Source organism: Natrarchaeobaculum sulfurireducens, from assembly GCF_003430825.1.
In the GTDB taxonomy this organism is placed as follows: domain Archaea; phylum Halobacteriota; class Halobacteria; order Halobacteriales; family Natrialbaceae; genus Natrarchaeobaculum; species Natrarchaeobaculum sulfurireducens.
Map to the genome: position 1 here is coordinate 204150 of NZ_CP024047.1, position 22179 is coordinate 226328.

Consider the following 22179-nt stretch of genomic DNA (forward strand, 5'->3'; position numbering starts at 1 on the left):
CGGTGCCGGTCGCCTCGAAGCCGACCTGCTGAGAGGCCAGGATACCATCAGTTCAGAAACATCTATGTCTCGAGTTCCCATTCGAAAATCCACTGACGGAAAATATTTATGATTCTAGGGTGGTGAATTTAATATGAACCGTCGTGTACTACTCGGCGCGATTGGTACACTTTCAGTGACTCTCACTGGATGCCTCAGCGAAAGCGGGGGCGAAAGTGGCGATAATAGTTCTCTCGAACAATCCAATACTGATAATGACTCCAGTGACAGCGGAGAATTTGCAGACGATTTTAATCCCGGATTCGAGCCAAAAAGCAAACTTGGAGAGGGTGATCTAGCATCGATAGAAGCCGAACCCGAACGCGAGTACGAGTACATCGAAGAAGAAGATACAGTCTATATCGAGTATGACCGAGCAGGAAGTACTGAGATGTCGTTTGATGAGTGGGGTACGCGGAGAGCTGCAGATGCTGGCTCTGGACACGTTCGGGGGGTAATCGAAAACGAGGGACTGGATTCAGAGATTCTCGTAGAAACAGGGGTCGTAGAGTTAGCCGATATTTCGGATGATGTTGACGAATCAATGTTTATAAGGGAAATTGAATTGGGCGTTATAGTCAATCATGAAACGAGTTATACCGCTGATGGAACAAAACTCAGCGAACCTGCAGTGGATTTTGAGGAGGTTGTAGAAATCGTTCCAAGATCCGTTGAAGTGACTATGGCGTTTGAAGAGAGACACTATACGGCTGTGCTACCCGTATTATGTCGCCGAAACTGGATCCAAGAAGATTAAATTCTAAAATTATGGCTCTATTGAAATACTTGGTGAGTTACAGGTTCAGTCGGTAGTTTGAGTAGATGCAGACCCTCCCAAAGTCTCGGTTGCTCCGGTTTGTCGAGGAAGCATTTCAGTTAGCGAAACGTGCTGTTGCTCGATATTCCTCGAAATTCTCGAAACAACGCTACACGCTCCATCAGCACATCGTTCTCCTCTGTCTCAAGCTTCGGAAGAACACGACCTATCGTACACTCCTCGATGAGCTCATCGAGATGCCCCGTATCCGGAACGCGATCAATCTCACTGAACTGCCAGCCCCATCAACACTGTGCAAAGCGTTCGATAGACTCGATATGGCAGTCTGGCGAGTGCTGCTCAATCTCTCTGTTTCACTGCTCCCGACCAACGGCGTTGCGGGGATCGATGCTTCGGGTTTCGACCGCAGTCACGCCTCAAAACACTACACGAAACGCGCCGAACTCACGATTCAGCAACTCAAAGTAACACTGCTCGTCGATTCCAAAGTGAACGCAGTTCTTGATTTACACGTGACGACGACACGAAAACACGATAGCCAGATCGCTCCGTCGCTGATCAAACGCAACCCCGAGACTATCGACATCCTGCTCGGAGACAAAGGCTACGACGACCAGAAAATCAGGCGGCTTGCCCGTCAACACGAGATTCGTCCACTAATCAAGCATCGTGAGTTCACACCGCTTCACAAGGCATGGAACGCACGCTTAGACGCCGACCTCTACGGCCAACGGAGTCAATCAGAGACAGTCAACTCAACGCTCAAGCGGAAGTACGGATCGTTCGTCCGTTCACGACGCTGGTGGAAGCAGGTCCGTGAACTCGCTCTTGCGTGTATCGTCCACAATCTTGACCAAGCAATCTAACGACCAGTACAGAGTGTGTACTGAACGGACAAGTAAATAATAATTGAACTTCAGGAATTAGTTAGGAAACCTTGACCCTGTGACATCCCACGAACATGGTTCAAGGTCAGATTCGGTATGACTCACTCGCACCTCATCCTCAGTTATCGTGACGTACGCGTCTCGGGTCGAATCACTAATTGAGTATCTGTAATCGTATTCTTCGGCACCGTGGCCGGTAAGTGTTCGAGCGGAGAGATTGTAGGTGCCGAACCTGTCGGTTGCTTCGAGTTCGGTTTCTTCTCCCGAGTCCAGAGTGATGGTTTCAGCAACGAACGTTTCTCCATTTGTCAATTCTACATGCACCTCGTGTTTGCGGTCGTCGTCGTTGTGGACGCGAATGTTTCTCGGCTCGGGCGTCCGAATAACGTCAACTTCGTGGAGTTCGAGAGTCTGTGTCTCGTTGGAAGTCTCAACGATCGGTTCGTATGGAGTGTCGTTTACTACCAGATATGACTCTTCAGCGTCAACGGCTTCAGCAAACAGTAACGTATCAGTTTCGTAGCTCCCTTCTTCAAGTGCAGTGTCAACTTCGTCTTTGATGTCTTGAGGGAACCATTCATATTGTATCTCAATGAGATAACACTCTTCGTATTCCTGTTCTTCGTTCTCACTTCCAGTATTGCTGGTTTGGAGACAACCAACGAGAGGAGTACTGAGAGATATTCCCATCGTAGCAAGGACGTCACGACGGTTCATATCAAATGATTCATAGTAGAGAGGTAAGTGTCTTCTCAAAGGTCAAACCGTTATTTGTTCTATGCTATTCGGTCAGTTCACTTGTGTAGTGTCCAGTAGATTCACGCGAGTACATATCTAAAGAATAGGGTTTCAACAGAGCCGATTGGTGAAATCTCGATAGCACCTATCGAGACGACAGAACTGATCCCACTCCCCTTTGCCGTGTCCCCGGGAGTTGGAATGCGAACCGTCCAAGATTCGGACAGTGCTTGACGAGGACACGGTCAGGTAGAGGTGGTTGTCCGCGCTTCCGCCACGCCGGCGGCCGTCTTCGAACCGCACCGACCCTTACGCCGCGTCGCCGAGCCTGATCGCCATCTCCTGTTCGAAGCTCTCGGTTCCGCTCGCCTCGAAGCCCACCCGCTCGTAGAGGGCAATCGCCGGACTGTTCCATCGCTCGACGGTGAGCCAGACCCGTTCGACCCCCTGTTCGATGGCACGACCGAGCAGTCCCTCGAGCAACTGGGTGCCGATTCCGGCGCGCTGGTAGTCCTGCAGGACGAAAATCGCGAGTTCCCACTCGAGGTTGCCGCGGTCGTCGATCGACGATGGATCGTCAGTTTCGGGGACTAACACCGCGTGGCCGATGACGTCGCCGTCGTGCCGGGCGACGACGTTGATGCTGGCGCTCCCGATCGCCTCGAGCCAGTCGCGGATGCGATCCTCCCCGGTCGGCGGGATACCCTGGGCGCGATCTTCGGGAGAGAAGTTGGTGTACATCTCGACGACGGTATCGAACGCCTCGCCATCGAACGACTCGAGACTCACGATCTCGATCGGCCGGCCGTCTTTGTCATCGAATCGCGTCGGCGGCGACGGGAACGGGCCCGACGCCTCGTCGGGGTACGTTCGCGTTCCGGTCATCGTTATCGCACCAGCTTGACCGTCGTCGGCGCGTTCAACAGCACGAACTCGGCGATCGGCCCGAGCTGGATCTTGCCCATCGGCGAGAGCGTCCCACCGCCGATGACCAGTTGGTCGAACTCGCCCTGCTCGGCGTAGTCGACGAGTGCACTACCCGGGTCGCCCTCGAGTGCGACTATTTCGGCGTCAGCGCCAGCTTCCTCGAGCAACCCCGTGGCTTCCTCGCACATCTCTTCTTGTGACCGTTTCGACTCGGGCTTTTCGACGACGGCGATAGTTAGCTCGTCGCCTGCCTCGGTGCTGCGATCGATCGTCTGGCGAAGCGTCTTGACCGATTCGTCGCTGCCGCCAAGACCCACTAAGACGTTCATGTCCATGCGTGTGAGCCGACGGACGAAAATCGTTGCGCCGCTGTTGTCTCTTCGTTGGACCGAACGCCAGCTCCTGGGCCGTAGTCGACGCTGGCCCTTTTCGAGTAAAAAATCGACTTTCACAGCCAAAAACTGCCTGCCACAAGAGCGCATCGCGGTATGCACACAGGAATACGGCCACTGTGGGCTGAGGACCCAGGCGGGCCGTCTACTGAATGTCTGATATCGGTCGTGTTCGTTTTCACCACCTCGATACTACAACCATTGGAACGTATGCTAATAAGTGTTTTTGACGGTGCAAAATCGACTATGTAGCGAATAAAACCAAACGTATGTTTCTTAATAGGCTCTAAAAAAAATTTTTGGGCTATTTCTGTCGGGGTTCTTTCGATCTGATTCGTCTCCGTCAACGTTCGGCCGTCATCGCCACTCGAGGGGCGCGGTTGCGAGCCAGCCAGTCGCCTCGAGTTCCGCTCGCTGGCCGGAAAACCGGAACGTGACCGGCTGTACGTGCCGTCGTCGCATGCGCCGCGGATGACGACGCCGTTAAGAGCATGTGGTGAGTATGTGGACCGAATGAGTGATGCGGCGCTCGACGTCGTCGAATTCATGCTTACGGCGAGCGTGTACTCCGACGACAGGACCCTAGACGAGAACGACCTGCCGCCGTCGTACCGCCGAGTGTACTGGACTGGCAGTGCCGACGCCGACGGCGAGGATCGTGGCGACGGCGTTTCGACGCCGGCCGGGATCAGCCGCCCGCTGTCGATGACGGCGACTACAGCACGCGAGGCAACCGACGTCCCCCAGCCGTGGGAGGCCGTCTCCGAACTGATGTTCACCGAACGCGACGAGTTCTCCGGCACGCTCACCTTCGCAGACCGGGAACTCGCCGAGCAGTGGTTCGCCGACCGCGTCGACGAGGAGCGCTTGCTCGAGAACCCGACGCTCGCGAAGTACTTCGCCGACCACGACGACTACGCGTTCGACGTCAGCCACGAGGACGCTCGCGACCGAAACCGGCCAATCCAGGCCGACCGGGTCTGGATCGACGGCCTGCTCGAGGAGTATTTCGACACCGAAGACGACGAGGAGATGCTGGACCTCGTCGAGGTGCGTGCACCCGAAGAGGTCGAGATGTCCCTCGACGATCTCGTGTTGACGGCCGATCAGGAGAACGAACTCGATAAGATCGCAAAGGCGATCGAACACCGCGAATATCTCTCCCAGATCGGCCTTCGGGAGATCGGGAAACTGCTCTTCGTCGGTCCCCCAGGGACGGGTAAGACCTCGACTGCCCAGGCACTGGCCCAGGACATGGACCTGCCGTTCGTCGAGGTCAAACTCTCGATGATCACCTCCCAGTATCTCGGTGAGACGGCGAAAAACGTCGACAAGACGTTCGAAGTCGCCAAACGCCTCTCGCCGTGTATTCTGTTCATCGACGAGTTCGACTTCGTCGCGAAGACCCGCCGAAGCGACGAACACGCCGCGCTCAAGCGGGCGGTCAACACGCTGCTTAAGAGCATCGACAACATCTCGCTCATCGAAGACGACGTCTTGCTCATCGGCGCGACGAACCATCCCGACCAGCTCGACGAGGCCGCCTGGCGCCGGTTCGACGAGATCATCAACTTCCCCAAGCCCGACTACGACATGCGGGCGGACATCCTCCGGGTCATCACCCGACAGATGGACATCGACGAGTTCGACCCCCAGCTAATCGCCGAGGTTACCCAGGGGCTCACCGGCAGCGACCTTCGGATGGTGCTCCGCGAGGCCGTCCTCGAGGCGCTGACCGAGGATCGAACGCGACTGACCCAGGAGGATCTGCTGAACGCCGTCGAGGAGTTCGAAGAGCGCGATACGCTGAAGAACATGGACATGATGGGCGGCGACCACGACGCGCTCGTCGCCGGCGGCGACCTCGGAAAGGCGAGCGACGGTGGCCACGATCACAGCCACGACCACGGCCACGATCACAGCCACGACCACGACCACAGCCAGGACCACGACCACGATCACAGCCACGACCACGACCACGATCACTGAACCGGCAGTAGCCGTCGAATCGCCGGTTTCCAACCCTTTTTCGGTCCGTCGCCCGACTCGACGGACGTGCCTTCCGATCGCAACGTCTACGGGGGCGAACTCGAGCCCTGCAGCACCGATCCGACGACGGGCTTTCTGCGCGACGGTTGCTGTCGTCGCGTCGAGGGCGACCACGGCCGCCACGAGCTCTGTGCGGTGATGACCGAGTCGTTCCTCGAGTTCAGCGCCGCCCAGGGAAACGACCTGCTCACGCCACGGCCCGAATTGGACTTTCCCGGCCTCGAGGCGGGCGACCGCTGGTGTCTCTGTCTCGGCCGCTGGATCGAGGCCCTCGAAGCCGACTGTGCACCCCCGGTCGTCCTCGAGGCGACCCACGAGGCCGTCCTCCGGGACGTAGAGCCCGATATACTTCGCGAGTACGAGTACGACGGCACGCCGATCGGCGACGGGGAGTGAGCGCAGACCGCCCGCGGCGGCGGGGAACATCCTTAAGCACCGCCTTCGAATGTCGGGCCGACGAACGATGGACGGCTTCGGGACACGCCGACGACCGCACGCCACGGCGTCGACGCGGACGGCGCAGACGCCGCCACGAGCCACGGCCAGGGAGGTGACCGTCCCGTGCGCGTGACGCTTCTGGGCACTGGCGACACCACTGGGACGCCAACCGTCGGTTGTGACTGTGAAACCTGCGAACGTGCCCGTGAGGAGGGGATCGAGCGCACTCGCTTTTCGGTACACGTCGAGAACGAACGCCTCGACGAGTCGTTACTGATCGACTTCAGCCCCGACTTCCGATACCAGTTCTTGCGCGAAGACGTTTCCATCCCCGACGCCGCCGTCGTCACGCACGTCCATTTCGACCACCTCGACGGCCTCGGGAACCTCTTTCGCGTCGTCGACTCCCTCGAGGTGTACGCGGCCGACGAGACTGATCCACAGACGGGCCGGAGCGTCGCCGAAACGGTCGCCGAGGACTACCACTACCTTCACGTGATCGACGTCTGTCCGACGACGCCGCTCGAGCCGATCCACGTCTGTGGCTTCAATGTGACGCTGGTTCCGGTCGAGCACCCGCCGCTGGTCTGTTATGGCGTCGCGATCGAGGACCCGATAACGGGGGCAAAACTCTCGATCTCCGGTGATACGAGCTACAACGTCCCGGAGCGATCGCGGGCAGCGCTTGCCGAGCCGGACCTCTTGCTCGCCGACGCAATCGTCCCGGCCCACCTCTGTGACTATCATCCCGCCGGTGGCCGCCACGAGGACGAAAACGGTGTTCCACGCACCTTCGGGACGAAACACATGACTCGAGAGGGTGCGCTTGCGCTCGCCGAGGACCTGAATGCCGACCGAACGCGACTGGTCCACGTTGCCCACTACTATCCGCCCGATGAAGCCTTCGAGGAGCCACTGGCCGTCGACGGCGAGCAGTACACGATCTGATACTGGCCACAGCCGTCGGTTTGTGTAGTCGGCGACGACGCCCCGCTCGCGCCTCTCGTCGGCGTCGGCTCGAGATGGCCCCGACTCGAGGCCGTCAGCCGAACCGGTCGAGGCCGGACTGTCGCCGTTGCTTGCCGACTGGGTCGGCGATCCAGGGACTCAGGCGGTCCCGTTCGGCTTCGAGGTCGACTGCTGGGCGCTCCACCGGTTCGTAGCCTGGACACGACGGGCCACACTCCGATTCCACGTCGACGACGCGACCCGCCCACGCACAGTAGGGGAGCGTCGCGCCGCTCGAGGAGACGGGATCGCCGTTCGCACAGCCGGGGAAACCGTAGGTGCGCCAGCCCTTGCCGTAGGCCCGCTCGGCGATCCGTCGTCGTCGTCGGGCTTTCGCCTCGGCGTCGACCACGGCGACGTCGGTCCGGCCGGGTTCGTAGGCGAGCGGTTCGATCCCCGGCCGTTCGACGGGAAGTGAGACCGGTTCGCGGACGACCTCGAGTTCGCACACGTCGCCCGTCTCGTCGCGATGGACTCGCCAGACGCCCACTTCCTCGGGGATGCGGTTCAAATGCGCTCGCGTCACGTAGCTCTCAGTCGCGAGGACGGCCGCATCGACCAGCGCGAGGCTGACGTCAGTACGCAACTGCGCCTCGAGGTCACCTGGGCGACCGAGGTCGGGTTTGTTCTCGATGCCGACGATGCGGCCGTACCAGTCGGGGTAGCGAGCGACCTGTCGGACGTACTCGCGGCCCTTGAGGCGGTGGGACTCGAAGAAGCCGATCTCGAGCGCCCGCTCGGTCGCCCGGCGGGCACGGTCGGGGTGGCAGTCGAAGGCGTCTTTCCAGTAGCGGGCGCGGCCGGGCCCGACGGCAGACTCGATCGCGGCGTCGGGGATCGACTCGCTCGTGATGGCCGTCCGGTCGTCGAACCCGGGGCCAGGCTCGACACAGACGACATCGAGAATGCGGCCTCCAGGATCGGCGACGCTGGCGCCGAGCTGGCGGGCGATGATCTCCTCACGAGCGCCCTCGAGGTGGGCACACAGCGCGAGTTCGAACGCGAACTCCGACACGGTCTGATGGAGGGGAGATGGCGAAAAAAGCCGTCCGGTTACGGTGATTCGAGGCGAACACTTCGCCTTCAGTGTGGGGAGGGTGTCACCGCCTCGAGTGGCTCGCCTCGACGGAACGTCGTGTGTCGACTCCCTCGTTCGATCGGTCAGGAACGGAGCTGTTCGGTGAGCGATTCGAGACGAGCTCGGAGCGGCCGACTCGCCCGAAATCGATCGCTTCCCCAGAGGACCGTTCCGGTGGTGTCGAGGGCGAGATACGGGTCGTCGTTGCGTCGAATCCCGACGTAGAGGTACTCGCCGTCGCCGTGAAATCCGAGCACTCGCGGTGTTCGGCGGGGAACCGTCTGCGCGGCTACTGCCCTGTTTGCCCCGACGTCGAACAGGGTTACAGTCGACGCCGGCGGCCGTGTCGAGACGGCGACGAACGATCCGTCGGCACGGATCGCCGGGAGCCCAGTGGTCGCGTTGAACTGCCGCTCGAGGTGGATCTCTTCCCCGTCGAAGACCTCGAGGGAGCCACCGACGTCGGACGGTCCGGTCCCGGAGACGAGCGCTACGGTCCCATCGTTTGCGATCGCACCATGAGTGGGTCGTGACACTGACCGCCAGTCGACGACTCGATCGTTTCGTATTCGGAACGCCCGGGATGTAGCTCGGTCTGCTCGTTGCCCAAACGCCAGTGTCCACTCTCCATCGGGCGAGGTGACCGTTCGACAGTGAAACTCGTCTCCGTCGATGGTCAGCGTCCGATCGGTCGGTTGTCCGGGAATCGTAGCCGGGTCGAACCCGGGCGGCTCGGTCGGACCGCGCCGGAGGAGTCGCTTCCGTAACACGGTCGACACTCATTTTCTGTGGATTTGAATACTGGGGTTTCAGTCGCTTTAGAGTCAATATTCCGCATAATTGGGACAGTGGCATACGATCAACTACGTTCTGGACAGTTCGGCTATGTGCATACCGTAGACACGGTAGCGTCACGAGTACGGTACGTGCGCTTAACTCTACAAACATATAAGAAATATAATAGGTATTTAGGGAGGCGTACGGACCAACTGGTGATGACGAAACGACAGTCAGGCTTCAGTGGACGACCCTCGAGACGCGAATTCGTACTGGCAGGCGGTGCATTCGGGACGGCAGCCCTGGCAGGGTGTCTGAGTGACGAGGACGACGGGGGCCAGGCCGGAGCTGGCCTCGGTGGCGACAGCGGCGGTAGCAACGGCAACAACGGCGCCGAACCCGAAGACCCGATGCTCTCGTCGGATTTCGACCCAGAGAATCCCGACTGGGAGAACACCAACTACCTCGGTGGGCTCATCTACGAGAACGACTACGTACGTGGGAGCGACTTCGACCTCGAGAACATGGGCGACCGCGGCAATACCGAGGCCGTCTATGGCACCGAACCACCCGAGCGGCCGGATGACTCTTCGGAGTGGATTGATCCCGACCCAATCGTCTACGCGGAGCTCCCCCGCGAAGACAGCGAGTCGGCGTACCGCGATATTTTGGAGCCGATGATCGAAACGCTCGAGGAAGAAACCGGTCGAGACGTCGAGTTCCAGACGATCGACAGCTACGCGGCGGTCGTCGAAGGGATGCGCTCCGAGCGAATTCACATCGCCAACTTCGCGACGGGTAACACCCCCCTTCGGCGTCAACATGGCCGGTATGGTTCCGATGGCGATGGGCCTCGAAGCTGACGGGCAGTTCGGCTACCGCCTGATCGCGATCACTCGCGCCGACATGGACGAGATACAGAGCGTCGATGACTTCAACGACTTCCGAGCGGCGCACACCGAGGAGTCCTCGAACTCCGGCCACCAGGCACCGGCAGCGCTGTTCGACGAACACTTCGGGCTCACCGTCGGTGAGAACTACGATCCGGAGATGTCCGGCGGCCACGAACAGTCCGGTCGCGGGATCGCTTACGGCGACTACGACTGCGGCCCGATCTGCAGCACCTGTGTCGATCAGACCATCGACGCGGTCGACGACATCAGCTGGGACTCTTTCAAGGTCGTCTGGGCAGCGGACCCGTTCCCGCCGGGACCGATCGGCTACCGGTACAACCTCCACGAGGAGATCATCGAGGGCGCTCGAGAGACCTGGCTCAACACCGACTGGTCGGGAACCTCTTACGGTGAAGAAGCGGGCTATCCGCAGTACGTCGAGGTCGACTACGTAAACCACTGGCAGGACGTGATGATCAACCAGGAGTTCAACGAAGTCGAGTACGACGAAGAAAACCTGTAGCGCAGCCTGACAGCCGATTTAGCTATTCCACCACCAATGCTCGAAGTCACTGACCTACGGAAAGTGTACGCGACGGGAGACGAGGCGCTGCACGGCGTCTCGACGACCGTTGACGGAAACGAGATCGTCGCCATGATCGGTCCAAGTGGGGCCGGGAAGTCGACGTTCATCCGCTGTATCAATCGGTTGACCGAACCAACCGAGGGCGAGATCAGACTCGACGGCACCGAACTGACCGCCCTCGACGCGGGAGAAATGAAAGCGGCGCGTCGAAACATCGGGATGGTGTTCCAAGAATACAACCTCGTCGAACGGCTCACCGTAATGGAGAACGTCCTCTCGGGGCGGCTGGGCTACGTCTCGAACTGGGCCGCTTTGCGTCGAACGTTCCCTCAGAAGGACGTCGAAATGGCCTACGACGTCCTCGAGACGGTTGGGCTCGGCGGGATGGAGAACAAGCGGGCGGACGAACTTTCCGGCGGCCAGCGCCAGCGTGTCGGCATCGCCCGCGCCGTCGTTCAAGAGCCGACGATCTTACTCGCCGACGAACCGACCAGCAGTCTCGACCCGGAAACCTCCCACGCTGTGATGGAACTGCTCACGGAGATCGCAGCCAAACGTGACATTCCGATTCTGATCAACATCCACGAGGTCCACCTGGCCGTCGAATACGCCGATCGAATCCTCGGCCTACACGACGGTTCGCTCGTCTTCGACGGCCCGACGACCGATCTCGACGACAACGCCAAAGACGTCATCTATCGCGGTGAAACAATTGCCGGTGACTCATCGCTCAGCGTCGTCTCCGAATCCGATACGGTGACCGACGAGAGCGACCGCGAACAGTCAGCGGTTACGGGTGACTGAGATGGCGACCGGAGAGGGACACTCGGAGCTTCCGTCGGATCGAACCTGGCAGCGACCGACCGCGTTCGGGAGCCACCGGATGAAGTGGGCGGTCTACGTCGGCGCGACGCTGTTCGTCCTGTGGTCACTCGTCTCCCTGCTATCGGGCGTTACCCTCGAGCGGGTGAGTATCGGCATGAACAACGGCGTCTTGCTCCTCGAGGCGATGGTGCCGCCGAACACCGCGAGCGAGAACGTCGATCGGGTCGTCGGCTATATGGGAGAGACGATCGCGATGGCGTTCGTCGCGACGTTCACCGGCGTGTTGATCTCGCTGCCGATCGCGTTCGGCGCCGCAGAGAACATCGCGCCCCGACCGATTTATTACCTCAACCGGGGGATCATCAGCATCACGCGGGCGATCGACGAACTCATCATCGCCATCATCGCCGTCAAAGCTGTCGGCGTCGGCCCGTTAGCAGGCATTATTGCGATCAGCTATCTGACCATCGGCTTCTTCTCGAAGCTGTTCGCCGAAGACATCGAGGACATCGACATGGGGGCGAAAGAGGCCATCGACGCCGCTGGCGCCTCGCGCTTCCAGACGCTCGTCTACGCCGTCGTCCCGCAGGTTGCCCCACGGTTCATCGGCCTCACAGTGTACCGCTGGGATATCAACATCCGTTCGTCGACGATCATCGGAATCGTCGGCGCCGGCGGAATCGGGACCTTGCTGTTGCGGTCGTTCGAACGCTACGAGTACGATTTCGCCGCGCTGATCTTGCTTTCGATCATCGCCGTCGTCCTCGCCGGCGAACTCTTCAGCGCCTACGTCCGACGGAGGGTCCAGTGATGGCCGCAGAACCCGGTCGTCACTGGCAACGTTTCGAACCGCGACAGCGCGTCAAACGGATCGCTGTCTTTCTCGTCGCGTTGGGGACGGTCGCCGTCTCGTGGCTCTACATGGGGCTCGACTTGCAGTACGTCTGGACGGCGCCGCAGGAACTGCTGGACCTCGCGGTCCGGATGTTTCCGCCTAATTGGGCGTATACGACCGAGATCGTGCTACCACTGATCGAGACGGTCCACATCGCTGTCGTTGGCACGATACTTGCTGTCGGCGCGTCGCTGCCGGTGGCCTTCCTCGCCGCCGAGAACACGACGCCGAACCGGGTGACGTACGCGATCGGGAAACTGATTGTCACCGTCACACGGTCTGTCCACGTCATTATCTGGGCGCTCGTTTTCGTCGTCATGCTTGGCCCCGGTGCGTTTGCTGGCATGGTCGCGATCGCCGTCCGATCGATCGGCTTCGTCGCCAAATTGCTCGGCGAAGAGATCGAGGAGATCGAGTTCGATCAGGTCGAGGCGATCCGTGCGACCGGGGCCTCCTCGTTCCAGGTCCTGCTCTACAGCGTCATCCCTCAGATCAAGCCTGCACTGGTCGGCATCGGCGTCTATCGGTGGGACATCAACGTCCGCAGTGCGACGATTCTCGGCGCAGTTGGGGCCGGTGGGATCGGTGTCCAGCTGTTCAATGCCGTCGATGCCTTCCAGTGGTCGTCCGTCCTGATGATTCTCATCGCCATCCTCGGCATCGTCCTCCTGAGCGAAACGATCTCCGCGCGGGCTCGAGCGGTGGTTCGCTGACATGAACTCCACCGACCGTCGACGGTCCCAACAGACGATCTATGTAGCACTCGGCTCCCTGCTCACGGTCGGCCTCGCCGGGTCGGTCTGTGGCGGCTCGAGCGATCGGACGAGACCGCTGGTCGCGGGCACCGATCCCGACGCAGATCCGCTCGAAACGGGCGGCGTCTACGACAAATTCTTGTTAGATGATGACCCATCCGTCCAGCAGGATTCACACGAACGGGATGGCGCGGATACAGCGATTAGCCGGCTATCAGACAGCAACGACAACGAACTTACCAGCACCTCGAGCGCGACGAAATCGGAGTGTACGGCTGTCCGAACTGAACTACGAATTCGAACACCTGAGACTGAAACCTATGACTACGAGACCAACTACGACGACCGAATCGATCATCGACGTTGCCGGAGACCACGCAGTGCTGTTCGACATGGATGGCGTCATCCTCCGGGGTTACGGTACCGATCCAGAGGTTCACAGCCGCGCACTTCACGACGCGGTCGTCGACCTCGAACTCGACGTCGAGTACGAAGCGTTGGCCGCACTCGAGACCTACGAGTACACCGACGAGTTCGCCGAGACGTGCATTCGACTCGGCATCGACCCGTCCGAATTCTACGCACTCCGCGAGCACTACAGCGCCCAGCGTTCGATCGAGCGCATTCAGGCCGGAAAACGCGAGCTATACCCTGACGTCACTGCTCTCGACACGCTCGTCGAGCAGTGTCCGACCGCGCTGGTGAGCAACAACTACGATCCGACGGTGTCGTTCGTCGTCGACCACTTCGACCTCCGGACGTTCTCGTACGTTCGCGGTCGCGACCTCGGGGTCGAAGGCTTCTGTCGGCGCAAACCCGACCCGTACTACCTGGAAGAGGCCATCGATACACTCGAAATCGACGGCGGCCTCTACGTTGGTGACCGCGAAACTGACCTCATTGCGGCCGAAAACGCCGGTTTACTTCCCGTCTTGCTCCGTCGTTCCCACAACGAAACACTCGAGCCACAGTTCGAGTCGTATCTGGAGATCGAATCGCTCCAGGAACTGCTCGAGTACGTCTGAAAAGCCAGAACACCCCGTTTTCGATCCACAAACCCGACTTCGCTTTTGCCACTAGTCGCCGCTGTATCCCGCTCTGCGGTCAGTTCTGATGCGACACTACTGTCACAGCAGCTCTGCCAGGAACAACCAGCGGATGCAGTGACCGGTGATGAATCGAACGAACTCCGACAACGTCCGTTCGCAGCGGACCTTCCTAACATCCACGTCGGTCGTTGTCCGGTACGAGAACCGTACCGACCGCTGTACCATCACTCCCAAATCCTGCATAGCCGGTGACCGATCGACGACCTATAGTAACACCTGCACCGATGTGCACACCGATCGCCGATCCGTCTGGCGAGCAGGTGCGCACTGACGTGCAGTGGCTACGATATTCGTTCCAACCGGCGATCCTTGGGTCCGTTTTTGACCGATCGAGTGTTCACCGACCCCATCCTACAGAACGGATCATTCGTCGGCTCGTGCCGGCACCTGTCGTGGCTGATTCGGCCATCGAAGCTACGAGGGTGGTCGGTTGATTGGGAGCAGTACGGAGTCAACCAGTAACGTACATCGGCCACATATACACGCAGTTTACCGGTGGCGGGAGACGGCCGGTATGCAACAACGCGTGCCGACCGACGATCGAACCACGCAGCGACCTGACGGGGGCACCTGTGTTTGAGGACCTCCTCGAGGCGCTGGTTCAGATCGATATGCTTCTCGCGTCGTTCGCCGGTGGCGCCTTCGGCGCGTCGATCGGTGCGCTGGCGGCGTTCGTCTTCACCGGACTGCTCGTGATCGCGGGTGAGGTCGCCGCGATCGTCCACCCGGACGCGGCGGTGATAACCGACGAGGTTGCGTTCGGACCGCCGTTTTCGCCGGCGATCAGCTTCGGGGGTGGCGCAGCGGCTGTGGCCTACGCTGTGCGCCGAGGGTACGTCGAGACGTCGTTCGACTACCACGCGGCCAAGGACGTCACGTACGCGCTCGGGACGAAACCGGACGTCCTCGCCGTCGGCGGCGCGTTCGGAGTGCTCGGCTTCTGGCTCACGGAACTCTCCGTCACCGCTGGGATGCCGTACGACCCCATCGCGATGGGAGTCGTCGTCTCGGCGTTATTTCACCGGCTGGTCCTCGGCTACAGCGTGATCGGAACGGTCCGCGGCCGGGTTCTCGACATGGGCCCCTACGATCGAGGGGAGCGCAGGGACTCGAGCAGACGAACGACCGACGGCGGACTGTCTCGGGTCGAATCTGCCGCGGATCGGAGCCGGTCCGATTCGAGCCCGGCTGCAGACTCGAGCCGGTTCGTCGTCGAGCCGTGGCTTCCCCACCAGTATCGGTGGGGCCACGTCGGGGCGATCGGAGTCGTCGGCGGACTGTTGGGGGCGTACATCGGTGTTGTCTCGGGTAGCGCGTTCCTCGCGTTCGGTATCAGCGCGGCGACGCTGGTCTTCGCCTGTTGTGGTGTCGAGCGTATTCCGGTCACCCACCACATCACGTTTCCCGCGAGCACAGCCGCACTGGCTGCGGTGCTTGGACCGAACGCCGTCGCTGGCCCACCGGTTCCCTACAACGAGACGGCGCTACTGGCTGGCAGCCACTCACTCGAGGTCGCCCTGGTCGTCGGACTCGCGGTCGGCGTCGCCTGCGCTCTGTTCGGCGAACTCTTTCAGCGCGTGTTCTACGCACACGGAGACACCCACGTCGATCCGCCGGCAGCCGCCATCGTCTTCGGGACCCTGCTGATCGCCGTCGGGTACGCACTCGGCGTGTTCCCAACGACGGTCTGGATTCCGTTCTTCTAGGGTCTCGAGACAAGCTCTGCCCCTCGTTCGGGTCTGTCGAACGCTGGAGCCTAGATCGGATGTTTGGCCGCGTCCTGAATCGTGAGAAACGGTATCGAACTGAGACGAACGTAGCGGTCCGATCGTATTTTTGGCGGCATATATCAAAAATATAAGTCGTATTTAGTCTAGACCGAGCCGTCTCATTCGATGACTGGAAATCAGTCGAAAACAGGTGGGCATTACACGAGACGTAACTTCGTGCTTGCGGGGACAGCGGCTGGTACTGCAGCGTTGGCAGGGTGTTTTGGCGATGACGATGGAACGCAAGGTGGCAGTGGCGGCGGTGACGACGCTGAAGGCGACACTGAAGTCGACGACGACGTCATCAACGTCTGGCACGCGATGGGCGGCGCCAGCGGAGACCTGCTCGACGAGATGGTCGAGCGGTACGACGGCGCGGAGACCCAGTCGGAGTACCAGGGGAGCTACGAGGACATCCTGAACAGTCTCTTCGCCTCCATTGAGGCCGGCCAGTCCCCGGACGTCGTAATGATCGACAGCCTGCACAACCAGCAGGTGCTCGACGCTGGAGCCTCTCAGTCGGCTGAGGCGTTGCTTCCCGGCGATTACCCGATCGACAACCTCGTTCCCGCCGTTCAGGACTTCTTCCGGGTCGACGGTGAACTTCACTCGATGCCGTTCAACAACTCCAATGCGATCCTCTACTACAACAAGAGCGCGTACGAGGAGGCGGGGCTCGATCCCGAGTCGCCGCCGGAGACGATCCAGGAGGTCCGCGAACACTGTGAGGCGCTGGTCGACTCGGGGGCGACCAACTACGGGATCTCCTGGCCAAACCACGTCTGGTTCATCGAGACCTTCTACTCGCTTGCGAACGAACTCATCCTCGATAACGAGAACGGCCACGATGGCGCGCCGACGACGATGTACGCCGAGACCGCGTTCGCCGAGGACCTCTGGACCTGGTGGCGCGACCTTTATCAGGACGACCTCTACCTCAATCCGGGGATCGAGGCCTGGGACGAAAGCCGAAATGCCTTCTTGACGGAGCAAGTCGGGATCATGCTCGACTCAACCGCAGCAGTGGAGTCGACCGCCAGTGGCGCGGAAGGCGACGTTGACGCCGATGACATCGACGAGGATGACGTCGACGGCTTCGAACTCGGCACCGGTTTCTACCCGTCACCGACCGACGACTGGACTGGGGTCGTCATCGGCGGTGCGTCGCTGTGGGTCAGCTCCGAGGTGAGCAGCGAACACGAAGAACACGTCGGCCAGTTACTCGCCGATCTCGGCTCCGTCGAGAGCCAGATCGAGTGGCATCAGGGTAGCGGCTACTACCCAATCCGTGAGGAGGCTATCGACCAGCTTGAGGAGGAGGGCTGGTTCGACGAACAACCCCACTACGCGACGGCGTTCGATCAGCTACTCGCAACCGAAACGACTCCGGCGACCCGCCGGATGCTCGTCGGCCCCGCCCGCGAGGTCCAGCTGACGATCCAGGAAACCTCTCAGGACATCTTCTCGGGTAGCGTCAGCGTCGACGAGGGACTGGCGAACATGAAAGAATCCGTCGAAGAGGAGCTCGAGCGATACGCTCGGGTCGCCGACAACTAAGCGCCGACTCGCCGATTGATTTCGATACCAACATTCATCAATGACTCGAGAAATATACGACCGATCGTGGCTCGCCTACCTCCTGTTGGTGCCGACGCTCGTCGTCTCGGCCGTCTTCCTCTACTATCCGGCCTTTCAGGCCGTTCACTTGAGCCTCTACGAGACGCTCCAGTTTGGCACCCAGCGGCTCTGGACCGGTCTCGGTAACTACAGTTATCTGCTCACCTCGAGTGACTTTCACGCGAGCATCGGCGTGACGATCGCCTTCTCGGCGATCGTGATCGTCGGCGTGATGGCCATCTCGCTTCTGATTTCGTATCTGATCTACGAGGTGAGTGTCGGACAGTCGTCATATCTGATCGCGGCGATCTGGCCGTACGCGTTGCCACCGGCAGTCGCGGGAATCGTCTTCTTCTATATCATTCACCCGAGCCTCGGCGTGCTCACCCAGCCGATTCAGGCCGTTTTCGGCGTCAACGTCGACTGGTTCACCCGGGGTGGCCAGGCGTTCGTCGTCGTCGTCACTGCCGTCATCTGGAAACAGATCGGCTACAACGTCATCTTCATGATCGCCGCGTTGAACAACGTGCCTGACGCCCTCGGCGAGGTCGCCGACCTCGACGGCGTTGGGCCGCTCGAGCGGCTTCGGCGGATCTACGTCCCGCTGATCTCGCCAACCTTGCTCTTTCTGGTCGTGATGAACACGATCTACGCGTTCTTCCACACGTTCGCGTTCATCGACATCCTCACCCAGGGCGGTCCCGGTGGTGCGACTAATATTCTGATTTACGACCTGTATCGCAACGCATTCGAGTTCAACAACCACGGACTGGCGTCGGCACAGTCGGTCATCCTGTTCCTGATCGTCGGCGGGCTGATGTACGCCCAGCTTCGGCTCTCCGATCGGTACACGCACTATGGGTGAGCACACGTGAGTATAGACACCCCATCCACGATCGACCGAGTTACCGAATCGCTCGAGCAGCCGACGACGGATCGGACCCAGCTGCTAGCTCACGCGACGCTCGTGGTGTCGGTGGTATTGATGGCGCTTCCGATTCTGATCGCTGCGCTCGTCAGCACGCAACAGCAGGGTCTGATCGGAGGATTCAGCGATCTCGCCCCCGGCGGCCACGCGATCGAAAACTATCGAACGGTGATGACCGACTACAACTTTGGCGTCTACCTGCTGAACTCGTTTATCATGTCGATCGTCATTGTCGTTGGGAAACTGGTAATCTCGCTTCTGGCGGCGCTGGCGATCGTCTACTACCGCTTCCCGTTCAAGAACCTGATGTTCATGCTGATCCTCTTTACGCTGATGCTGCCGGTGCCGGTCCGGTTCGTGCCGCTTTTCAACATCGTCACGGACCTGGGCTGGTACAACAGCATGCTTGCGCTCACGATTCCATATCTCGCGAGCGCAACCACCGTCTTCTTGCTCCGACAGCATTTCCTCTCGATCCCCGAATCGATCGTCGACCAGGCGAAACTCGACGGCATCGGGCCGCTAAAATTCCTCGTCTACGTGCTGATCCCGATGTCGAAAGGGATGCTTGCCGGTGTCTCGGTCATCATGTTCATCTACGCCTGGAACCAGTACCTCTGGCCGTTGATCATCGTCGACTCGCAGGCTCAGCAAGTCACCCAGGTCGGGATCACCCTCCTGCAAGGTGACGTTCAGGGCGGCGAACTGCAGTGGTCGATCGTGATGGCCGGAGCGATTCTCACGCTGGTCCCCCCGCTGCTCGCGCTACTCGCGTTCCGAAAACCGCTCCTCGAGACGTTCGCCGTCCAACAGAAGTGAAACCTATGACAGAACTCACACTCGACACCGTCACGAAACGATTCGACGACGTAACGGCAGTGAACGAGATCGACCTGGCCGTCGAAGACGGCGAGTTTCTCGTCCTGGTCGGCCCCTCCGGCTGTGGGAAGTCGACGACGCTCCGAATGCTCGCCGGCCTCGAGAGTGTCACCGACGGTCGGATTCTGGTCGGTGACGACGACGTCACCCACGCGGAGCCGAAAGACCGCAACGTCGCGATGGTGTTCCAGAACTACGCGCTCTACCCACACATGTCTGCAAAACGGAACATGACGTTCGGCATGAAATCGGCGGGTGAGTACACCGACGACGAGATCGAAGACCGTGTCGCCGAAGCCGCTGCCATACTCGACATTGAGGACCTCCTCGAGCGTAAACCGAAGGCACTCTCAGGCGGGGAGCGCCAGCGCGTAGCCATCGGCCGTGCGCTCGTTCGCGACCCCGACTATCTGTTGATGGACGAACCGTTATCGAACCTAGATGCAAAGTTACGGATCCAGATGCGGGCCGAACTTGCACAGCTCCACGAGGAACTCGAGACGACGACGGTCTACGTCACGCACGACCAGACCGAAGCGATGACGTTAGGTGACCGTGTCGCCGTCATGAACGACGGCCAGATCCAGCAGATCGCCGAGCCACAGCGACTGTACGACTATCCCACGAACCGGTTCGTCGCCGAATTCATCGGTTCCCCAGCGATGAATACCCTCGAGCTCTCTTTCGATCGTTCGGGATCACACTCCCATATTACTGGCCAAGACGTTGCACTGGCGCTTGAGGACGATGCTAAACTGGACGGCTACGACGACGGCACCGTCGTCCTCGGAGTCCGTCCGGAAGACCTCGTGCCCTGTCCCAACGGCGAAGCGAGCGATACTGACCTCACGGCTACCGTCGTGACCACCGAGTCCCTCGGCAGCAGCACGATCGTTCACGCGACTGTCGCCGGACAGCCGCTGGTAATCGAGGCGCCGGCTCGCGCCGAGTACCGACCTGGTGACCGCGTCGACGTCACCTGTGAGGAGGACCGGCTCCACCTATTCGATCCAGATGGCGGAGACAGCATCTACAATTCGGATCGCTCCGATGCGGACGAATACGCTCGTGTGTCGACGAACGCGGACTAATACAGAAACTGGGTTCCTGTCGAACCTGTCGACTGGATTTCTGGTGTGGGGAAACTAGATTCACGCTCCCATGGGATAGCAGAAGTTCCATCGCATGAGTCGAACAACAGGGAATCGCTGGTGGCTGCCTACCGAACACTCGCTAGCGAGCGCTCGAGCGCCCGACGTTCGCGGTCGATTCGCTCGCCGAGGTCGGCGACGGCCGAAAGCACCGGGTAGGTGTGCGCGCAGTCGTCGTAGAGGTACTGCTCGAAGGCGCCGATACCGGCCATCGTCAGGTCGCGCCGACCGCTGATCTGTGGCTGACGGACGGCGACGAGCTCATCACAGGCGGCCTCGAGTTCGAGGAGCCTGGCCCGCGACAGGCGCAACGCGTTGAACTCCAGCTGCTCGAGCGGTTGTGCGAGAATCGACTCGACCGCCGTGTGGATCGACTTCAGGTCTCGGCGCGCGGTCTCGACCAGTTCGGCCTCGCGTTCGACGGAGCCGAGGATCCGTCGTCTCGAGGCGATCGACTGGTCGGTCGCCTCGAGCAACGCCTGTTTCACCTCCGGCGAGAGCGTCGTCTGGTGTTCGAGGGCGGCCGCGAGGTCCTGATTGAACTCACCTCGCAGGTGTTCGGTCCAGTGTTCGCCGTAGACGTCGTCGTAGTGAGGCGTGGCCATGACGGTCTCGGCGAAGAGCGACCGAACTTTGGCGACCGAGCCCGTGATCCCGACGGTGGCGTGCGCCGGTCCGACCGATTGTACACTGGTGGCGTGTGCACCGGCTGGTTGCGCTCCGGCAGTCCCTCCACCGACTGCCCGGACGTCGCTTGCCTCGACCGTTCGGAGGTCGCAAGCAAACCGTCCGAACGCGTTGATCTCAGCCTGCAGAATCTCGCGTTCGCGCTCGATCGCTCGCCGGGCGTCGTCGATCCTCCGCAGTGGTGACGGCTCGTCCATGGCTACTGGCGTGTGGACGTTTTATCCTTCTAAACGTAACTAGTAGCAACAATGGGCGCTACGTAAGCCAACAAATGCCACAGTGGTAAACGAGTTCGTCCGGGAGTCGACTCGACTCCGCATCCGTCGGCGCGCCCTGAGTTCTCCGGAGCAATCCGTTCGGATGGGAGCGCTCCCGATCTCTCAATACCGAAACTAGTAGCGGTTTTGTATCTCTCCTGTGTGTGACCTTTTGTCGAAGAGATCCCAGAATCCATGACCGGAGCAACCAGAGAATACGACGACCGATCGCTCGCCAGTACGCTAGACGTCGATGACCCCTCGTCGCCAGGTCAGCCGCTCGAGGCGATCGTCGTTCGGTATCAGGACGGTCCGGACCGCTGTACGATCACGCCTAAAGACTGCTCCGACGCCGAGCGGTTGACCACCTGGCTCTCTGCGGATCTAGATCTGCTCGTCGACGTGACCGACGCCCGGTAGCTGTCGGATGATCCGACCCGGGGAATGCCGCGGACGATTCCCGCGGCCGACGCTGCTCGAGTTCGTCCTCGGTGTGATTGGCTCCGCTGTGGTATGGTGGTCACTGCACGTCAGTGTGCACCTGTTCGCCAGACGGACCGGTGATCAGTGTGCACATCGGTGCAGGTGTTACTATCGCTGTAGCTCACCCGTTGGGGTAGTATTCGGACAGCCCTCGAAACGGGATTCTGGCGGTGTTGTCCAGCGTCGTTCCATCGACGTGCTGAAACGACGGGCCGACGATCGACTCCTCACGAA

The 22179-nt window shown here is 60.5% G+C and carries 22 protein-coding genes and 1 pseudogene; 17 read left to right on the forward strand and 6 right to left on the reverse strand.

Annotation, left to right across the window (positions count from 1 at the left end):
• Positions 1–133 precede the first annotated feature (133 nt).
• Both AArc1_RS02220 and AArc1_RS02225 read left to right on the forward strand, forming a co-directional pair.
• The gene (locus AArc1_RS02220) at positions 134–796 is read left to right on the forward strand and encodes a hypothetical protein (protein ID WP_117362710.1); all 663 of its coding nucleotides are present in this window, start codon (positions 134–136) and stop codon (positions 794–796) included.
• Positions 797–861: 65 nt separating this feature from the next.
• Positions 862–1683: an IS5 family transposase gene (locus tag AArc1_RS02225; protein ID WP_117362711.1), complete on the forward strand. Its 822-nt coding sequence runs from the start codon at positions 862–864 to the stop codon at positions 1681–1683.
• 57 nt (positions 1684–1740) lie between these two features.
• Here AArc1_RS02225 and AArc1_RS02230 read toward each other — a convergent pair whose 3' ends face one another.
• From AArc1_RS02230 to AArc1_RS02240, 3 genes are all read right to left on the reverse strand, one after another.
• Entirely contained in the window at positions 1741–2421 is a 681-nt protein-coding gene (locus tag AArc1_RS02230; RefSeq protein ID WP_228442369.1) for a hypothetical protein, read from the reverse strand.
• A gap of 330 nt (positions 2422–2751) precedes the next feature.
• On the reverse strand, positions 2752–3327 hold the full coding sequence (locus tag AArc1_RS02235; protein ID WP_117362712.1) for a GNAT family N-acetyltransferase: 576 nt from the start codon (positions 3325–3327) through the stop codon (positions 2752–2754).
• A gap of 2 nt (positions 3328–3329) precedes the next feature.
• Positions 3330–3698 carry a universal stress protein gene (locus tag AArc1_RS02240; RefSeq protein WP_117365740.1) on the reverse strand — a complete coding sequence of 123 codons (369 nt, stop codon included), beginning with the start codon at positions 3696–3698 and terminating at the stop codon, positions 3330–3332.
• A gap of 576 nt (positions 3699–4274) precedes the next feature.
• Between AArc1_RS02240 and AArc1_RS02245 the strand changes: the two genes are divergently transcribed.
• From AArc1_RS02245 to AArc1_RS02255, 3 genes are all read left to right on the forward strand, one after another.
• Positions 4275–5750 carry an ATP-binding protein gene (locus AArc1_RS02245; protein ID WP_117362713.1) on the forward strand — a complete coding sequence of 492 codons (1476 nt, stop codon included), beginning with the start codon at positions 4275–4277 and terminating at the stop codon, positions 5748–5750.
• A gap of 66 nt (positions 5751–5816) precedes the next feature.
• The gene (locus AArc1_RS02250; protein WP_117362714.1) at positions 5817–6206 is read left to right on the forward strand and encodes a DUF2237 family protein; all 390 of its coding nucleotides are present in this window, start codon (positions 5817–5819) and stop codon (positions 6204–6206) included.
• A gap of 165 nt (positions 6207–6371) precedes the next feature.
• The gene (locus AArc1_RS02255; RefSeq protein ID WP_117362715.1) at positions 6372–7196 is read left to right on the forward strand and encodes an MBL fold metallo-hydrolase; all 825 of its coding nucleotides are present in this window, start codon (positions 6372–6374) and stop codon (positions 7194–7196) included.
• 94 nt (positions 7197–7290) lie between these two features.
• Here the strand turns inward: AArc1_RS02255 and AArc1_RS02260 are convergent, their stop codons facing one another.
• Together AArc1_RS02260 and AArc1_RS02265 are read right to left on the reverse strand one after the other, a co-directional pair.
• Positions 7291–8271, reverse strand: a complete 981-nt coding sequence (locus AArc1_RS02260) for a DUF5787 family protein (protein WP_117362716.1) — start codon at positions 8269–8271, stop codon at positions 7291–7293.
• A 146-nt stretch (positions 8272–8417) separates the two neighbouring features.
• Entirely contained in the window at positions 8418–8870 is a 453-nt protein-coding gene (locus AArc1_RS02265) for a beta-propeller fold lactonase family protein (protein ID WP_228442370.1), read from the reverse strand.
• Between the two features lie 459 nt (positions 8871–9329).
• Between AArc1_RS02265 and phnD the strand changes: the two are divergent.
• From phnD to AArc1_RS02315, 11 genes and pseudogenes are all read left to right on the forward strand, one after another.
• Positions 9330–10527: pseudogene (gene phnD / locus AArc1_RS19640) on the forward strand (phosphate/phosphite/phosphonate ABC transporter substrate-binding protein).
• A 36-nt stretch (positions 10528–10563) separates the two neighbouring features.
• Positions 10564–11394 (forward strand): phosphonate ABC transporter ATP-binding protein, encoded by an 831-nt coding sequence (gene phnC, locus AArc1_RS02275; protein WP_117362718.1) that lies wholly within the window; start codon positions 10564–10566, stop codon positions 11392–11394.
• Between the two features lies 1 nt (position 11395).
• A complete protein-coding gene (phnE, locus tag AArc1_RS02280; protein ID WP_117362719.1) occupies positions 11396–12226 on the forward strand; it encodes a phosphonate ABC transporter, permease protein PhnE in 831 nt (276 codons plus the stop codon).
• Positions 12226–13023 carry a phosphonate ABC transporter, permease protein PhnE gene (phnE, locus tag AArc1_RS02285; protein ID WP_117362720.1) on the forward strand — a complete coding sequence of 266 codons (798 nt, stop codon included), beginning with the start codon at positions 12226–12228 and terminating at the stop codon, positions 13021–13023. The genes phnE (AArc1_RS02280) and phnE (AArc1_RS02285) overlap by 1 nt, the downstream gene beginning before the upstream one ends.
• A gap of 362 nt (positions 13024–13385) precedes the next feature.
• Positions 13386–14090: an HAD family hydrolase gene (locus AArc1_RS02290; protein ID WP_117362721.1), complete on the forward strand. Its 705-nt coding sequence runs from the start codon at positions 13386–13388 to the stop codon at positions 14088–14090.
• 148 nt (positions 14091–14238) lie between these two features.
• On the forward strand, positions 14239–14445 hold the full coding sequence (locus AArc1_RS19745; RefSeq protein WP_449289244.1) for a DUF7511 domain-containing protein: 207 nt from the start codon (positions 14239–14241) through the stop codon (positions 14443–14445).
• A gap of 340 nt (positions 14446–14785) precedes the next feature.
• Positions 14786–15880, forward strand: coding sequence for a hypothetical protein (locus AArc1_RS02295; RefSeq protein WP_117365741.1), 1095 nt, complete (start codon positions 14786–14788; stop codon positions 15878–15880).
• A gap of 189 nt (positions 15881–16069) precedes the next feature.
• Entirely contained in the window at positions 16070–17500 is a 1431-nt protein-coding gene (locus AArc1_RS02300; RefSeq protein WP_228442371.1) for an extracellular solute-binding protein, read from the forward strand.
• Positions 17501–17540: 40 nt separating this feature from the next.
• Complete coding sequence (locus tag AArc1_RS02305; RefSeq protein ID WP_117362722.1) at positions 17541–18425, forward strand: carbohydrate ABC transporter permease; 885 nt, start codon at positions 17541–17543, stop codon at positions 18423–18425.
• An 81-nt stretch (positions 18426–18506) separates the two neighbouring features.
• On the forward strand, positions 18507–19307 hold the full coding sequence (locus AArc1_RS02310; protein WP_394341243.1) for a carbohydrate ABC transporter permease: 801 nt from the start codon (positions 18507–18509) through the stop codon (positions 19305–19307).
• A 5-nt stretch (positions 19308–19312) separates the two neighbouring features.
• On the forward strand, positions 19313–20458 hold the full coding sequence (locus tag AArc1_RS02315; RefSeq protein ID WP_117362723.1) for an ABC transporter ATP-binding protein: 1146 nt from the start codon (positions 19313–19315) through the stop codon (positions 20456–20458).
• A gap of 128 nt (positions 20459–20586) precedes the next feature.
• Here the strand turns inward: AArc1_RS02315 and AArc1_RS02320 are convergent, their stop codons facing one another.
• Complete coding sequence (locus AArc1_RS02320) at positions 20587–21402, reverse strand: DUF7260 family protein (protein ID WP_117362724.1); 816 nt, start codon at positions 21400–21402, stop codon at positions 20587–20589.
• A gap of 255 nt (positions 21403–21657) precedes the next feature.
• Here AArc1_RS02320 and AArc1_RS02325 point away from each other — a divergent pair, with 255 nt between their 5' ends.
• Positions 21658–21882, forward strand: coding sequence for a DUF7511 domain-containing protein (locus AArc1_RS02325; protein ID WP_117362725.1), 225 nt, complete (start codon positions 21658–21660; stop codon positions 21880–21882).
• Positions 21883–22179: the final 297 nt, after the last annotated feature.

What these genes read in the sequence shown, in the direction of transcription:
- phnE (WP_117362720.1), top strand. Translation starts at nt 12,226, where the DNA reads ATGGCCGCAGAACCCGGTCGTCACTGGCAACGTTTCGAACCGCGACAG.
- AArc1_RS02235 (WP_117362712.1), bottom strand. Translation starts at nt 3,327, where the DNA reads ATGACCGGAACGCGAACGTACCCCGACGAGGCGTCGGGCCCGTTCCCG.
- AArc1_RS02240 (WP_117365740.1), bottom strand. Translation starts at nt 3,698, where the DNA reads ATGAACGTCTTAGTGGGTCTTGGCGGCAGCGACGAATCGGTCAAGACG.
- phnC (WP_117362718.1), top strand. Translation starts at nt 10,564, where the DNA reads ATGCTCGAAGTCACTGACCTACGGAAAGTGTACGCGACGGGAGACGAG.
- AArc1_RS02290 (WP_117362721.1), top strand. Translation starts at nt 13,386, where the DNA reads ATGACTACGAGACCAACTACGACGACCGAATCGATCATCGACGTTGCC.
- AArc1_RS02320 (WP_117362724.1), bottom strand. Translation starts at nt 21,402, where the DNA reads ATGGACGAGCCGTCACCACTGCGGAGGATCGACGACGCCCGGCGAGCG.
- AArc1_RS02220 (WP_117362710.1), top strand. Translation starts at nt 134, where the DNA reads ATGAACCGTCGTGTACTACTCGGCGCGATTGGTACACTTTCAGTGACT.
- phnE (WP_117362719.1), top strand. Translation starts at nt 11,396, where the DNA reads ATGGCGACCGGAGAGGGACACTCGGAGCTTCCGTCGGATCGAACCTGG.
- AArc1_RS02315 (WP_117362723.1), top strand. Translation starts at nt 19,313, where the DNA reads ATGACAGAACTCACACTCGACACCGTCACGAAACGATTCGACGACGTA.
- AArc1_RS02245 (WP_117362713.1), top strand. Translation starts at nt 4,275, where the DNA reads ATGAGTGATGCGGCGCTCGACGTCGTCGAATTCATGCTTACGGCGAGC.
- AArc1_RS02300 (WP_228442371.1), top strand. Translation starts at nt 16,070, where the DNA reads ATGACTGGAAATCAGTCGAAAACAGGTGGGCATTACACGAGACGTAAC.
- AArc1_RS02325 (WP_117362725.1), top strand. Translation starts at nt 21,658, where the DNA reads ATGACCGGAGCAACCAGAGAATACGACGACCGATCGCTCGCCAGTACG.
- AArc1_RS02225 (WP_117362711.1), top strand. Translation starts at nt 862, where the DNA reads ATGCAGACCCTCCCAAAGTCTCGGTTGCTCCGGTTTGTCGAGGAAGCA.
- AArc1_RS02305 (WP_117362722.1), top strand. Translation starts at nt 17,541, where the DNA reads ATGACTCGAGAAATATACGACCGATCGTGGCTCGCCTACCTCCTGTTG.
- AArc1_RS02230 (WP_228442369.1), bottom strand. Translation starts at nt 2,421, where the DNA reads ATGAACCGTCGTGACGTCCTTGCTACGATGGGAATATCTCTCAGTACT.
- AArc1_RS19745 (WP_449289244.1), top strand. Translation starts at nt 14,239, where the DNA reads ATGAATCGAACGAACTCCGACAACGTCCGTTCGCAGCGGACCTTCCTA.
- AArc1_RS02295 (WP_117365741.1), top strand. Translation starts at nt 14,786, where the DNA reads ATGCTTCTCGCGTCGTTCGCCGGTGGCGCCTTCGGCGCGTCGATCGGT.